Annotated in this window: 8 protein-coding genes and 3 rRNA genes; 2 read left to right on the plus strand and 9 right to left on the minus strand. The window is 63.9% G+C overall.

Annotated features, from left to right (window positions below; genetic code table 11):
• Positions 1-37 precede the first annotated feature (37 nt).
• Positions 38-355 carry a DUF4229 domain-containing protein gene (locus tag ACR9Y5_RS18000; protein ID WP_481299252.1) on the plus strand — a complete coding sequence of 106 codons (318 nt, stop codon included), beginning with the start codon at positions 38-40 and terminating at the stop codon, positions 353-355.
• Here ACR9Y5_RS18000 and ACR9Y5_RS18005 read toward each other — a convergent pair.
• From ACR9Y5_RS18005 to ACR9Y5_RS18015, 3 genes are read right to left on the minus strand one after another with little or no spacing between them, the layout of a single operon-like run.
• Positions 343-1,326 (minus strand): 1,4-dihydroxy-2-naphthoate polyprenyltransferase, encoded by a 984-nt coding sequence (locus tag ACR9Y5_RS18005; RefSeq protein ID WP_481299253.1) that lies wholly within the window; start codon positions 1,324-1,326, stop codon positions 343-345. The genes ACR9Y5_RS18000 and ACR9Y5_RS18005 overlap by 13 nt on opposite strands.
• A gap of 26 nt (positions 1,327-1,352) precedes the next feature.
• Positions 1,353-2,552 (minus strand): AMP-binding protein, encoded by a 1,200-nt coding sequence (locus ACR9Y5_RS18010; protein WP_481299254.1) that lies wholly within the window; start codon positions 2,550-2,552, stop codon positions 1,353-1,355.
• Between the two features lie 12 nt (positions 2,553-2,564).
• On the minus strand, positions 2,565-3,476 hold the full coding sequence (locus ACR9Y5_RS18015) for a 1,4-dihydroxy-2-naphthoyl-CoA synthase (RefSeq protein ID WP_481299255.1): 912 nt from the start codon (positions 3,474-3,476) through the stop codon (positions 2,565-2,567).
• Between the two features lie 55 nt (positions 3,477-3,531).
• Here ACR9Y5_RS18015 and ACR9Y5_RS18020 point away from each other — a divergent pair, with 55 nt between their 5' ends.
• Positions 3,532-4,524 carry an o-succinylbenzoate synthase gene (locus tag ACR9Y5_RS18020; protein WP_481299256.1) on the plus strand — a complete coding sequence of 331 codons (993 nt, stop codon included), beginning with the start codon at positions 3,532-3,534 and terminating at the stop codon, positions 4,522-4,524.
• Positions 4,525-4,527: 3 nt separating this feature from the next.
• Here the strand turns inward: ACR9Y5_RS18020 and ACR9Y5_RS18025 are convergent, their stop codons facing one another.
• From ACR9Y5_RS18025 to ccsB, 6 genes are all read right to left on the minus strand, one after another.
• Positions 4,528-5,547 (minus strand): HAD-IIA family hydrolase, encoded by a 1,020-nt coding sequence (locus ACR9Y5_RS18025; protein ID WP_481299257.1) that lies wholly within the window; start codon positions 5,545-5,547, stop codon positions 4,528-4,530.
• A complete protein-coding gene (locus tag ACR9Y5_RS18030) occupies positions 5,522-6,208 on the minus strand; it encodes a hypothetical protein (RefSeq protein WP_481299258.1) in 687 nt (228 codons plus the stop codon). The genes ACR9Y5_RS18025 and ACR9Y5_RS18030 overlap by 26 nt, the downstream gene beginning before the upstream one ends.
• Positions 6,209-7,293: 1,085 nt before the next feature.
• Positions 7,294-7,410, minus strand: a 5S ribosomal RNA gene (gene rrf, locus ACR9Y5_RS18035).
• 133 nt (positions 7,411-7,543) lie between these two features.
• A 23S ribosomal RNA gene (locus tag ACR9Y5_RS18040) occupies positions 7,544-10,657 on the minus strand.
• 419 nt (positions 10,658-11,076) lie between these two features.
• A 16S ribosomal RNA gene (locus ACR9Y5_RS18045) occupies positions 11,077-12,600 on the minus strand.
• The 16S, 23S and 5S rRNA genes sit together here, the layout of an rRNA operon.
• 698 nt (positions 12,601-13,298) lie before the next feature.
• Positions 13,299-14,369: a c-type cytochrome biogenesis protein CcsB gene (gene ccsB, locus ACR9Y5_RS18050; protein ID WP_481299259.1), complete on the minus strand. Its 1,071-nt coding sequence runs from the start codon at positions 14,367-14,369 to the stop codon at positions 13,299-13,301.
• Between the last annotated feature and the right edge of the window lie 7 nt (positions 14,370-14,376).

Raw genomic sequence — 14,376 nt, forward strand, 5'->3', positions numbered from 1 at the left:
AATCGTAACTCTCAGAGACGGTCTCTAAGCTGGGAGGGTGAAGCGGATTCCCTCTTGGATCACCTACACCGTGCTGCGCCTTCTGGTGTTCGCGGTGCCGCTCGCGATCCTTCTCGCGTTGGGCGTCGTCTGGTGGCTCGCGGTGATCGCGGCCGCCCTCATCGGTCTCTGCCTCTCGTACATCTTCCTGGGCCGCCCGCGCAATGCAGTGTCCTCCGATCTGTACGCCGTCCGCCACCGCGAGACGCCTGCGCGCTCGGAGGACGACGACGTCGAGGACGCCGCCGTGGACGGCGCGGGGGACGGCACCGCGGATGACACGGGAACCGGTCGGCGCGACGGTCAGAAGGCGTAGGCGGCGCCGAGCGCGATCCCGACGAGCAGGCCGGTGATGCTGGTCAGCTGCAGCGCGGTGATCAGTTCGCGCGGGGTGCGCCCGAACAGCGTGATGACGCAGGCCGGCAACGCCGCCAGCAGCGCGAACATCCCGAACCAGGCGAAGGGGTAGAAGACCGCGAGCACCGCCAGGATGCCGAACGGCACGAGCAGCAGCACGCAGAAGACGATCCGCGACGCGATGCTTCCGAGCAGCACGGCGAGCGTGCGCTTCCGGGCCCGGCGGTCGGGCTCGATGTCGCGGATGTTGTTCACCATCAGTACCGCGCAGGCGATGAGCCCGGCGATCACGCCTCCATACCAGGCTTCCTGGTTGACTGTTCCGGCCAGCATGAAGGTGGTGCCGACCGTGGCGACGAGCCCGAAGAACGCGAAGACGAAGACCTCGCCCAGCCCGTAATAGCCGTAGGGTCGCTTCCCGCCGGTGTAGAACCAGGCGGCCGCGATGGCGGCGGCGCCGATCAGCAGGATCCACCAGTGCTGCGTGAGGATCACCAGGATGAGACCGGCGACCGCGGCGAGCGCGAAGAACGTGAGGGCCACCGACAGCACCGCGCGCGGCGCCGCCTTGCCGGAGCCCGTGAGGCGTCCGGGTCCGACCCGGAACTCGTCGGTGCCGCGGACGCCGTCCGAGTAGTCGTTCGCGTAGTTGACCCCGATCTGCAGCAGCACCGCCACGGCGAGGCAGAGCAGGGAGCGGACCGGGTGCCAGACCCCCGGGCCCTCGGCGACCTTCGCCGCGCCGATGCCGATCAGTACGGGCGCGATCGCCAGCGGAAGCGTGCGCAGGCGCGCCCCGGCGACCCAGTCCGCGGTCGTGGCGGGCTTGACGGCCGCGGCAGCGGCACCCGGCCGGCCGCTCCGGCCGCCGCGCGGCCCGCGCGCCGTCGGCGGGATGGTCCGCTGCATGCGTGGCTTGTTCTGACTCATCACAGAGCGAATCGTAACAACATCGGCTATGCCTCTCGTTCCGCGGCGAGCGCCGTTACCGCGATGCGGTCGGGCTTGCCGCTCGACAGCCGTGGTACCCGCTCCACCTCGAGGATGCGAGCGGGTGCGGCAGCGCGCCCCAGCCGCTCGGCGACGATCCGGCGGAGCTCGGGAACCCCCAGCGGCGCCTGCCCCTCCACGACGACGACCGGCACCTGTCCCCATTCGGGATGCGACTCGCCGACGACCACCGCGTGGCCGAATCCGGCGACCTCCTGGACAGCTCGTTCCACCGCGTCCAACAGCACTTTCTCGCCGCCCGAGATGATCACATTGTCCGAGCGCCCGAACACCGTGACCGTCCCATCGGGTGCCACGTCGCCCAGATCGCCCGTCCGGTACCAGCGAGTGCCGTCCGCCTCATGGAAGGCCGCGGCGGTCCGCTGCGGGTCGCCGAGGTAGCATTCAGCGAGGACCGGCCCGGAGATCTCCAGAAGTCCATCAACGGCTCGGACGGTCGTCGTCCCGATCGGCATTCCGTCGTAGACGCATCCGCCGGCCGTCTCGCTCGACCCGTACGTCGTGACGATGCGTGCCCCCAGCTGTTCCGCGCGATCGCGCAGGGCCGGCGCCAGCGCCTGGCCGCCGACCAGGACGCCGTCGAAACCGCGGAGGGTCGCGGCCACCGCGATGGACCCGGCTTCCGCGCTCTCGACGAGCCGCGCGAGCTGGACGGGCACGAGCGAGGTGTATCGGAGGTCGCCGGTGAGCCGCCGGGCCGACTCGGCGAACCGTTCCGCATCGAAACGGCCCTCGCCGTAGAGCACCGGCTCGCTCCCCGCCGCGAGCGACCGGACCAGCACCTGCGCGCCCGCCACGTAGTGCACCGGGAGGGCCAGCAACCATTGGCCCTGCCCTCCGAGTGCGCCGGCCGAGGCCGCAGCACTCGCCAGCAGAGCGTCCGACGACAGCGCCACGCGCTTGGGGACGCCGGTCGACCCGGACGTCTCGATGATCAGCGCGACATTCTGCGCGACCGTCTCGCCCGGGCTCGGCCACGCCGCGCCATCAGCCCCGGCGTCACCAGCTCCGGCACCACCGACTCCGCTCTCCTCGTGCCGCGCCCGCGGAACGACAGCATCGCCGCTCCCCGTCAACGCCTCCCGGAGCGCGACGAACACCTCCTCCGGGCGTGAGGCGTCCACGACCCGTACCGCTCGCGACATGGTGGCCCGCCCTCAGTACTGCCAGGGGAAGGGCGACCAGTCCGGTTCGCGCTTCTGCAGGAACGCGTCCCGGCCCTCCACGGCCTCGTCCGTTCCGTACGCCAGCCGCGTGGCCTCACCCGCAAACACCTGCTGGCCCACCAGCCCGTCGTCAACGGCATTGAAAGCGAACTTCAGCATGCGGATCGCGGTCGGCGACTTCGTGAGGATCTCGTTCGCCCACTCCAGGGCGACCGTTTCGAGTTCGGCATGCGGCACGACGGCGTTGACCGCCCCCATCTCGTACGCCCGCTGGGCCGAATACTCCCGCGCAAGGAAGAACACCTCGCGGCCGACCTTCTGGCCCACCTGGCGAGCGAAGTACGCCGACCCGTAGCCGGCGTCGAACGAACCCACGTCGGCGTCCGTCTGCTTGAACCGTCCGTGCTCCTCGCTGGCGATCGTCAAGTCGCACACGACATGCAGCGAGTGACCGCCTCCCGCCGCCCATCCCGGTACGACCGCGATGACGACCTTCGGCATGAACCGGATGAGGCGCTGCACCTCGAGGATGTGCAGACGACCGCTGCGCGCGGCGTCGATGCTCGATGCGGTCTCGCCCTCCGCATACTTGTACCCGTCGCGGCCGCGGATGCGCTGGTCACCTCCCGAGCAGAACGCCCAGCCGCCGTCCTTCGGGCTCGGCCCGTTGCCTGTCAGCAGCACGACACCGATCCGCGGGTTCGTGCGTACGTCCTCCAGGGCGGCGTAGAGCTCGTCGACCGTGCGGGGCCGGAAGGCGTTCCGCACTTCCGGACGATCGAACGCGATGCGAGCGATGCGACCGGTGACATCGTGGTGGTAGGTGATGTCGCTGAGATCGCCGAAGCCGGGGACCTCGCGCCACGCGCCGGGATCGAAGAGTTCTGAGACGTCCGCTTGCATGTGTCCAGCCTACGGTTCAGGCACCCGCGCGGTCCGGCCGTGCAACACTTGGTGGATGCTTCCGGAACTCGCCGACCTGTTAGCAAATGCTCGGGTCGTGTCGCTCCCGATGACCACCCGCTTCCGTGGCATCACGGTGAGGGAAGCGGTGCTCTTCGAGGGACCGCTGGGGTGGACGGAGTTCTCCCCGTTCGTCGAGTACGAGGATCGGGAGGCGTCGACCTGGTTGCACGCCGCGATCGACTTCGGGTGGCGCGCCACACCGAGGGCCCTGCGGGAGCGCATCCCGGTCAACGCCACGGTCCCGGCGGTCGACGCCGAGGATGTCCCCGGCGTGCTCGCCCGCTACGGCGGGGCACGCACGGCGAAAGTGAAGGTGGCGGAACCGGGTCAGACCCTCGCGGACGATGTCGCCCGGGTCCGCGCAGTCCGGGAGGCGTTGGGGCCCGAGGGGCGCGTGCGCATCGACGCGAACACCCTGTGGAACCTGGACGAGGCGGAGCACGCCATCCACGCCCTCGCTCCGTTCGATCTCGAATATGTCGAGCAACCGTGCGCGACGGTCGACGAGCTCGCCGAGCTCCGCCGCAGGATCACATACATGGGTATCCCTGTCGCGGCGGACGAGAGCGTGCGCAAGGCGAGCGATCCGCTCGCGGTGGCGCGGGCGGGAGCCGCCGACCTCCTGATCGTGAAGGCGCAGCCGCTCGGTGGGATCCACTCTGCGCTGCGGATCGTCCAGCAGGCGGGCCTCCCGGCGGTCGTCTCCAGTGCGATCGAGACGTCGGTCGGCATCGCCATGGGCGCGCACCTCGCCGCTGCTCTCCCCGAGCTCGAGTTCGACTGTGGTCTGGGCACCGTGGCGATGTTCGTCGACGACGTCTCGGACGACCCGCTGACTCCGCGCGACGGCGTCATCCCCGTGATGCGCCCCTCCGTGTCGTCGCGCCGGCTGGACGCGCTGCGCGCCGATGACGATCGGACGGCCTGGTGGCTCGATCGCGTCCGCCGGTGCCACCGCATCCTGGAGCGGAACGCCGCGCTCTAGCGGTCAGCCGTAGAGACGCTCGGGCACGTTCAGCCCGTATATCGCGCGGCCCGAGTCCCAGATCGCGGCGCAGGCAGCTCGCAGCAGGTTCAGCGGGTCGGATCCTTCCGCCACGATCCGCACGTCGTTCCCGTCGATCGTCACGGTCGCGTCGCCCACCGTCACCGAGCCGTTCCGCGCCGTCTTCACCGCGGGATACGGTTCGCGGAGTCCGCGGAGATCTCCCAGGATGTACGTGGGTCGCGATTCCGCATCCGCCGACAGCAGTTGCTTGCCGCCGTCGATGCCGGTGAGCACCAGGACCGAGGGGATGCCGGCCCGGTTCGCTCCCAGGATGTCGGTGTCCAGGCGGTCGCCGATGAACAGCGGCTTCTGCGCTCCGAAGCGCGCGACCGCTTCGTCGAAGATGGCCCGCTCCGGCTTGCCTGCTACGAGCGGCAGCCGGCCCACGGCCGTGTGCACCGCGGAGACGAGCGTCCCGTTGCCGGGCGCGATGCCGCGCGCGACCGGAATGGTCCAGTCGGTGTTGGTCGCGATCCAGGGGCGCTCCGCTTCAGACCGGCCCTGCAGCGCGAACGATGCTTCGGCGAGCTGCGGCCAGCCGACTTCCGGAGAGAATCCCTGGATGACCGCCGCGGGATCGTCGTCCGCTGATCGGGTGACCTCGAAGCCGGCTTTCTGCACTTCGTCGACCAGCCCGTCTCCGCCGACGACGAGGATGTTGGCGCCGGCCGGCACATGCTCCGTGAGGAGGCGCACCGCGGCCTGTGGGGACGTGACCACCTCCGACGGTTTCACGCTCAGTCCGAGCTCGCTGAGGTGCTGCGCGACGGAGGCGTCCGTGCGGGACGCGTTGTTCGTGATGTAACCGACTCGCAGGGTTTCGGCCGCCTCGTTCAGGCTCTCGACGGCATGCGGGATGGCGTCGGGCCCTTTATAGACGACGCCATCCAGGTCGGCGAGCACCAGGTCGACGCCGTCCAGCGGCGTCCCACCGTCAGTGTTCCGTCGGAACAGCGCCATCCTGCGCGTCCTCTCCGTCTTCGTCGGTATCCGCCTCGGTGTCGTCGGAGCGGTCGCCGTCCTCGGCGTCGTCGATTGCGACCTCTTCCTCGATGACATCGATCGTCTCGTGTTCGTCGAGGTCGTTCGCTTGGTCGAATGCTGCTTCCGCTCGTGCAGCGCGCTCGCGCCACCCCGCAGCCTGATCGTCCCGGCCCAGCTCCTCCAGCACCTCGGCGTAGGCGTGGAACAGATCCGCGCTGAAGCTGAAGGCGCGATCCGGGTCGAGCTGCGGGATCTCGAGCTCGGCAAGCGCCGCCTCAGGCTGACCAAGATCGAGCCGCGCGCCGGACATCGCGATGGCGAGGGACACCTGGACATCCGACGGCAGGGTCGAGCGGTCGACAGACCGTCCCAGCTCGAGGGCGCGATCGGGCCGGCCGACCCCTCGCTCGCTGTCCACCATCAACGGCAGTTGATCGTTCGAGCCGGAGATGCGTCGGTACGTGCGCAGCTCGCGCAGGGCCAACGCGAAGTCGCCGATGGCGTACGCCGTGATGGCCAGTGTTTCGCGGACCACGGCGACGCGGCCGGCCCGCCGGGATGCCGAAACCGCGTGGCGGTGAGCGGCCTCCGGGTCGCTCTCGATCAACCGCCCTGCCATGACGAGGTGCTTCGCCACCCAGTCGGCGTTGTCCTTGCTCAGGGTCTTGAGTTCGACGCGAGCCTCGCCGGGGAGGTCGCGCGCCTGGACGTCCTCGGGGATATCCGGGTCGTCGTGACGCGGACGGATCGACTGCAGCTCGCGGGCGCGCTGCGCCTCCGCGTCGAGCTGCCGGTCGCTGTCGCGTGCGTCGCGGTCGCCGCGCGCAGGACGACCGTCACGTGTCCACAGCTTCTCCTCGCGACCGGGCCGGTCACGACGCCCGTCGCCGCCCTGGTAGCGGGTTGCGCCACCGCGGGAGTCGGCTCCGTCACGACGACCGTACCCACCGCGCTGTCCCGTTCCGCGTGGCTCGTCGCGCCCACGATAGCCGTCTCGCGGAGCGCTCGACCTGCGCTCACCGTCCCCAGCGGGTCGGTAGCCTCCGGAACGCTCCGGTCGACCTACGCCGCCGCGGCCGTTTTGGCCGTCGGACCGGTAGCCGCTCTCGCGTGCGCGGTCTCCGCCCGGGCGGCCCTTCCAAGGCGCTCCGCTGCCCGAACGATCCCGCGAGGCGCCGCCCGGCCGCGGGCGGTCCTGCGCTTCGTCGCGACGCGGCCGGTCGCGCCAATTGCCGTCCGCGCGCGGCCGGTCCTGCCGATCGCCGTCCGCGCGAGGACGTCCATACCGATCGCCGTCCGCGCGAGGACGTCCATACCGATCGCCGTCCGTGCGAGGACGTCCGTACCGATCGCCGTCCGCGCGAGGACGTCCATACCGATCGCCGTCCGCGCGAGGACGATCCTGCCGGCCTCCGGCCGATCGCGCACGACCTGGTGCATCGCCGTCCCGACGTGGTCGTCCCTGGTAGGCGCCGTCGCGGTTCGACCCCGCCGACCCCCCACCGCCGCCTGTGCGGCGCTGGTCGTCGCCGGATCGCGAGGGTCGCCCAGGCTGCTGCCTGCGGGCGGGACGCTCGCTGCGCGCGTTGTCGTCTGCCGGTGTGTCGCTCACGGCTTCTCCTGTCGGTTCGGCGGGGTCGTGGCCAGCCTATGCGTGGTGCGGCGTTCGACCCCGTTAACGCGAAATGGCCACCCATCACTGGGTGGCCATCTCACAAAGAAGTCCGGCGGTGTCCTACTCTCCCACAGGGTCCCCCCTGCAGTACCATCGGCGCAGAGAGTCTTAGCTTCCGGGTTCGGAATGTAACCGGGCGTTTCCCTCTCGCTATGGCCGCCGAAACACTATTGATGTATCAAAGTGAACGTCGAGCGTTAGCTCGAATCAGTTCTCGACCGTACATCGAGAACCACATAGTGGACGCGAACAATCTTGGCCCCTCATAGCTGCCTTACAACGTTTATGAGAGTGGTGATTATCAAGTTATCGGCTTATTAGTACCGGTCAGCTCCATGGGTCTTTAGTCCCCACTTCCACATCCGGCCTATCAACCCAGTAGTCTAGCTGGGAGCCTCTCGCCCGAAGGCGTGGAAATCTCATCTCGAGGCCGGCTTCCCGCTTAGATGCTTTCAGCGGTTATCCATCCCGAACGTAGCTAACCAGCGGTGCTCTTGGCAGAACAACTGGCACACCAGAGGTTCGTCCAACCCGGTCCTCTCGTACTAGGGTCAGATCCTCTCAAATTTCCTACGCGCGCAGCGGATAGGGACCGAACTGTCTCACGACGTTCTAAACCCAGCTCGCGTACCGCTTTAATGGGCGAACAGCCCAACCCTTGGGACCTACTCCAGCCCCAGGATGCGACGAGCCGACATCGAGGTGCCAAACCATGCCGTCGATATGGACTCTTGGGCAAGATCAGCCTGTTATCCCCGAGGTACCTTTTATCCGTTGAGCGACAGCGCTTCCACAAGCCACTGCCGGATCACTAGTCCCGACTTTCGTCCCTGCTCGACTTGTCAGTCTCACAGTCAAGCTCCCTTGTGCACTTACACTCGACACCTGATTGCCAACCAGGTTGAGGGAACCTTTGGGCGCCTCCGTTACTTTTTGGGAGGCAACCGCCCCAGTTAAACTACCCACCAGGCACTGTCCCTGAACCGGATTACGGTTCTAAGTTAGATATCCAGAGTGACCAGAGTGGTATTTCAACAATGACTCCACCGACACTGGCGTGCCGGCTTCAAAGTCTCCCACCTATCCTACACAAGCCACACCGAACACCAATACCAAGCTGTAGTAAAGGTCACGGGGTCTTTCCGTCCTGCTGCGCGTAACGAGCATCTTTACTCGTAGTGCAATTTCGCCGAGTTCGCGGTTGAGACAGCTGGGAAGTCGTTACGCCATTCGTGCAGGTCGGAACTTACCCGACAAGGAATTTCGCTACCTTAGGATGGTTATAGTTACCACCGCCGTTTACTGGGGCTTAAATTCTGAGCTTCGCCGAAGCTAACCCTTCCTCTTAACCTTCCAGCACCGGGCAGGCGTCAGTCCGTATACATCGTCTTGCGACTTGGCACGGACCTGTGTTTTTAGTAAACAGTCGCTTCCCACTGGTCTCTGCGGCCTTCAAACGCTCCCGGAGCAAGTCCGTTCACGCCTCAGGCCCCCCTTCTCCCGAAGTTACGGGGGCATTTTGCCGAGTTCCTTAACCACGATTCTCTCGATCTCCTTGGTATTCTCTACCTGACCACCTGAGTCGGTTTGGGGTACGGGCGGCTGGAACCTCGCGTCGATGCTTTTCTCGGCAGCATAGGATCACCCATTTCGTCAATGAAGACTACGCATCGTGCCTGGGCCTATGTGAGAGACGGATTTGCCTATCTCTCGGCTTACACACTTACACCGGGACAACCATCGCCCGGCTGGGCTACCTTCCTGCGTCACACCTGTTAATACGCTAGCCGCACCAGCATGGGGTCGAGCGTTAGGCCCGGACCTTCACCCCGAAGGGATCCGTGTCCAGGATTAGGACTCTTAGCACCACTGGATTAGCTTGGGCGGTTCTTCGCCGGTACGGGAATATCAACCCGTTGTCCATCGACTACGCCTGTCGGCCTCGCCTTAGGTCCCGACTTACCCAGGGCGGATTAGCCTGGCCCTGGAACCCTTGGTCTTTCGGAGGACGGGTTTCTCACCCGTCTTTCGCTACTCATGCCTGCATTCTCACTCGTGTGGCGTCCACGGCTGGTTTACACCGCCGCTTCACTCGCCACACGACGCTCTCCTACCCATCAACACGGCTGGACCACGAAGGCCTACCAATAATGTCAATGCCACAACTTCGGTGGCGTGCTTGAGCCCCGTTACATTGTCGGCGCGGAATCACTTGACCAGTGAGCTATTACGCACTCTTTCAAGGGTGGCTGCTTCTAAGCCAACCTCCTGGTTGTCTGTGCAACTCCACATCCTTTCCCACTTAGCACGCGCTTAGGGACCTTAGTTGGTGGTCTGGGTTGTTTCCCTCTCGACGATGAAGCTTATCCCCCACCGTCTCACTGCTGCGCTCTCACTTACCGGCATTCGGAGTTTGGCTGACGTCAGTAACCTTTTGGGGCCCATCGGCCATCCAGTAGCTCTACCTCCGGCAAGAAACACGCAACGCTGCACCTAAATGCATTTCGGAGAGAACCAGCTATCACGAAGTTTGATTGGCCTTTCACCCCTATCCACAGCTCATCCCCTCAGTTTTCAACCTAAGTGGGTTCGGTCCTCCACGACGTCTTACCGTCGCTTCAACCTGGCCATGGATAGATCACTTCGCTTCGGGTCTAGGACATGCGACTGAATCGCCCTATTCAGACTCGCTTTCGCTACGGCTACCCCTCACGGGTTAACCTCGCCACATATCGCTAACTCGCAGGCTCATTCTTCAAAAGGCACGCTGTCACCCCTACAAGGAGGCTCCAACGGTTTGTAAGCAAACGGTTTCAGGTACTATTTCACTCCCCTCCCGGGGTACTTTTCACCTTTCCCTCACGGTACTTGTCCGCTATCGGTCATCTGGGAGTATTTAGGCTTATCAGGTGGTCCTGACAGATTCACACGGGATTTCTCGGGCCCCGTGCTACTTGGGATACTCTTCGCGCCATTGGACCATTTCGGTTACGGGGCTGGCACCCTCTGTGGCTGGCCTTTCAATGCCATTCACCTATGATCCTTTGTAACGCTTGCTGTTCGGCAGAAGCAGCAGAAAAGTCCCACAACCCCGACCATGCAACGCCTGCCGGCTATCACACATGATCGGTTTAGCCTCTTCCGGTTTCGCTCGCCACTACTAACGGAATCGCTTTTGCTTTCTCTTCCTGTGGGTACTGAGATGTTTCACTTCCCCACGTTCCCTCTACCCGCCCTATATATTCAGGCGGGAGTCACTGGGTCACCCAAAGGGCCCAGCGGGGTTTCCCCATTCGGAAATCCTCGGATCAAAGTTCGTTTATCAACTCCCCGAGGCTTATCGCAGATTACTACGTCCTTCTTCGGCTCCAGATGCCAAGGCATCCACCGTTTGCTCTTAGAAACTTGAAATCACATGAGTTTGAATCGATCGGCCCACCCGAAGGTGAGCAGATTGACCAATGATCTATCAGCACTCGAAAGTGCTGTGATCTTTGTGATCCGAACCCGAAGGTTCGAATCTAAGATGCTCGCGTCCACTGTGTAGTTCTCAAAGTACGGGCGGTACCTCTTCTGCCGGCTAGTCATGCCGACGAGAAAAGGTCCAGAGGTTCGGTTCTCATCCGAGTGGATGAGGTCCGGTCCCTCAGGACCCAACAGCGTGCATGTGCGGGGCTTCCGAGTCCGAACCGTTCCTACCTGCAAGAGGTGTACTGAGTTCGAGCTGTTCAGCTCCGCACCAATGTCAATGTTCCACCCATGAGCTAACCGGCTGAGACGTTCGCTCAGATCCGGCGCCTGGACACCCGAGGGTGCCAGATGCTCCTTAGAAAGGAGGTGATCCAGCCGCACCTTCCGGTACGGCTACCTTGTTACGACTTAGTCCTAATCACCGATCCCACCTTCGACGGCTCCCTCCACAAGGGTTGGGCCACCGGCTTCGGGTGTTACCGACTTTCATGACTTGACGGGCGGTGTGTACAAGGCCCGGGAACGTATTCACCGCAGCGTTGCTGATCTGCGATTACTAGCGACTCCGACTTCATGAGGTCGAGTTGCAGACCTCAATCCGAACTGAGACCGGCTTTTTGGGATTCGCTCCACCTTACGGTATTGCAGCCCTTTGTACCGGCCATTGTAGCATGCGTGAAGCCCAAGACATAAGGGGCATGATGATTTGACGTCATCCCCACCTTCCTCCGAGTTGACCCCGGCAGTCTCCTATGAGTTCCCGCCATTACGCGCTGGCAACATAGAACGAGGGTTGCGCTCGTTGCGGGACTTAACCCAACATCTCACGACACGAGCTGACGACAACCATGCACCACCTGTTCACGAGTGTCCAAAGAGTTCCCTATTTCTAGGGCGTTCTCGTGTATGTCAAGCCTTGGTAAGGTTCTTCGCGTTGCATCGAATTAATCCGCATGCTCCGCCGCTTGTGCGGGCCCCCGTCAATTCCTTTGAGTTTTAGCCTTGCGGCCGTACTCCCCAGGCGGGGCGCTTAATGCGTTAGCTGCGACACGGAAACCGTGGAATGGTCCCCACATCTAGCGCCCAACGTTTACGGCGTGGACTACCAGGGTATCTAATCCTGTTCGCTCCCCACGCTTTCGCTCCTCAGCGTCAGTTACGGCCCAGAGAACTGCCTTCGCCATCGGTGTTCCTCCTGATATCTGCGCATTCCACCGCTACACCAGGAATTCCATTCTCCCCTACCGCACTCTAGTCTGCCCGTACCCACTGCAGGCCCGAGGTTGAGCCTCGGGTTTTCACAGCAGACGCGACAGACCGCCTACGAGCTCTTTACGCCCAATAATTCCGGACAACGCTCGCACCCTACGTATTACCGCGGCTGCTGGCACGTAGTTAGCCGGTGCTTTTTCTGCAGGTACCGTCACTTTCGCTTCTTCCCTACTAAAAGAGGTTTACAACCCGAAGGCCGTCATCCCTCACGCGGCGTTGCTGCATCAGGCTTGCGCCCATTGTGCAATATTCCCCACTGCTGCCTCCCGTAGGAGTCTGGGCCGTGTCTCAGTCCCAGTGTGGCCGGTCACCCTCTCAGGCCGGCTACCCGTCGTAGGCTTGGTGAGCCGTTACCTCACCAACTACCTGATAGGCCGCGAGTCCATCCTTGACCGAAGTTCTTTCCACGTACAGGAGATGCCTCCGTACGTCGTATCCGGTATTAGCTTCCGTTTCCGGAGGTTATCCCAGAGTCAAGGGCAGGTTACTCACGTGTTACTCACCCGTTCGCCACTAATCCCCTAGAGCAAGCTCCAGGTTCATCGTTCGACTTGCATGTGTTAAGCACGCCGCCAGCGTTCGTCCTGAGCCAGGATCAAACTCTCCATAAATGTTTAGCTCCACGATCGCAAGCGACCGGGAAACATAGTGCAGGCTTGGACAGGAAATATGTCCGCGCACTGCGAGTTTGTCTTGACTAGTTTCGAATATCTACTGACATTCTGTTTCTAATCCAAAGGAATCTCGCATCGACCGCTAGACTAGGTCTAGATGGTCAATGCCGAGGTTGTTTGGCATTTGACATTGTGCACGCTGTTGAGTTCTCAAGGATCGGACGCTCTCGCCTTTCAACCTTCCGGCTGTCTCTGCGAGGCAACTTCTCTACCTTACCACTCTCGGTCAGTTTGTCAAGTCGGCGTTCCGTGCTCTTCGTTGGCCCGATATGTGGTGGGCGCAACCGATTCACACGATCCGGTCCGGTCAGACCTGCTCAGTGAGTGGGTGTTAATCCTAAGCGCAGCAAGCGAACTTATTCAAGTTCAGCTTTGCCGCTAGGCTTTGGATTCGGTCCCGCTTGAGGCCGGGGAGCTCTTCCGCTCTCCCGCACCTTTGGGGTGACAAGTAAGTACTTTACGCAGGGCTCCAAGACGGTGCAAATTCGGCCCGCAGCCCGGGCGTGTCGCGCTTGACTTCCCCGAAATCACGCGGAATTTGTGGGCATGCGAGCCTGCAGAACTCCCCCGCAACGCGAAGAACCCCTCGCTAGCCGGCGGCTCTCGAGGGGTTCTCGTGGTGGTGTTCTACCAGGTCATCCCAGACCCGAGTACGCGTGCAGTCCGTGGAAGAAGACGTTCACGATGCCGAAGTTGAAGAGCACTGCTGCGAAACCGATGATCGCCAGCCACGCCGACCGGGATCCGCGCCATCCGCGCGTCGCCCGCGCGTGGATGTATCCGGCGTAGATCACCCAGATGATGAACGTCCACACCTCCTTGGTGTCCCATCCCCAGTACCTGCCCCAAGCCTTCTCGGCCCAGATCGCTCCGGCGATCAGCGTGAAGGTCCATGCGATGAACCCGACGATGTTGATCCGGTACGCCAGGTTCTCCAGCACGACCGAACTCGGAAGGGTCGACAGGAACCGGAACTGCTGAGGTCGGGATTCCTCGACCTGGCGCTCGCGCCGATACTGCAGCAGCTGCAATCCGGACAGCGCGAAGCCGAGTGCGAAGAACGCCGTGCCCAGCACGGCCACGATGATGTGGATCACCAGCCAATACGACTGCAGCGCCGGCTGGAGCGGCACGACTGGGACGTAGTACCGCAGCAACGCGATGCCCTGCAGCACCAGAACCAGCCCGAGGACGAAGGTTCCGACGTACTTGATCGGCCACCGCAGGTTGGCCACCAGGAACACCCCGATGATGACGAGCGTGCCCGTCATCGAGAACTCCCACATGTTGGCCCATGGGACGCGCGCCGCGGCGATGCCTCGCAGCACGACCGCGACCAGGTGGAACGCGAAGCCGATGATCGTCAGGGCGAACGCCCACTTCAGCGACGCGCCGCCGTCCGAACCGTTCATGACATCGTCCTCGACGCGCGTGCTGATGCGCGACGACAGGCGCCCGAATGCGGAGGACGGTGGCGGCGGGGTCTGGGCCTGCGGCCCGCCGATGATGGTGTGCGCCGGTGCGCCGACCGGGGCGGCCACTTCGGCGCGACGCGCTACGGCGCTCGGCACGACGGCCGCCTCGACTGCGGTCGCCCGGGCGCCTCGCCGGGCGAGATCGAGCGCGAAGGCGATGAACGCCGCCGCATAGAGACCCATCGCCGCGTACAGGAACACGGTCGACAGTTGAGCCAGGGTTTCGGTCACGATGCCA

It is taken from the genome of Leifsonia sp. KNZ13-11D (assembly GCF_056754895.1).

Bases quoted from the DNA above. Each gene is read 5' to 3' on its own strand.
- ACR9Y5_RS18005 (WP_481299253.1), bottom strand. From the start codon at position 1,326: ATGAGTCAGAACAAGCCACGCATGCAGCGGACCATCCCGCCGACGGCG.
- ACR9Y5_RS18010 (WP_481299254.1), bottom strand. From the start codon at position 2,552: ATGTCGCGAGCGGTACGGGTCGTGGACGCCTCACGCCCGGAGGAGGTG.
- ACR9Y5_RS18015 (WP_481299255.1), bottom strand. From the start codon at position 3,476: ATGCAAGCGGACGTCTCAGAACTCTTCGATCCCGGCGCGTGGCGCGAG.
- ACR9Y5_RS18020 (WP_481299256.1), top strand. From the start codon at position 3,532: ATGCTTCCGGAACTCGCCGACCTGTTAGCAAATGCTCGGGTCGTGTCG.
- ACR9Y5_RS18025 (WP_481299257.1), bottom strand. From the start codon at position 5,547: ATGGCGCTGTTCCGACGGAACACTGACGGTGGGACGCCGCTGGACGGC.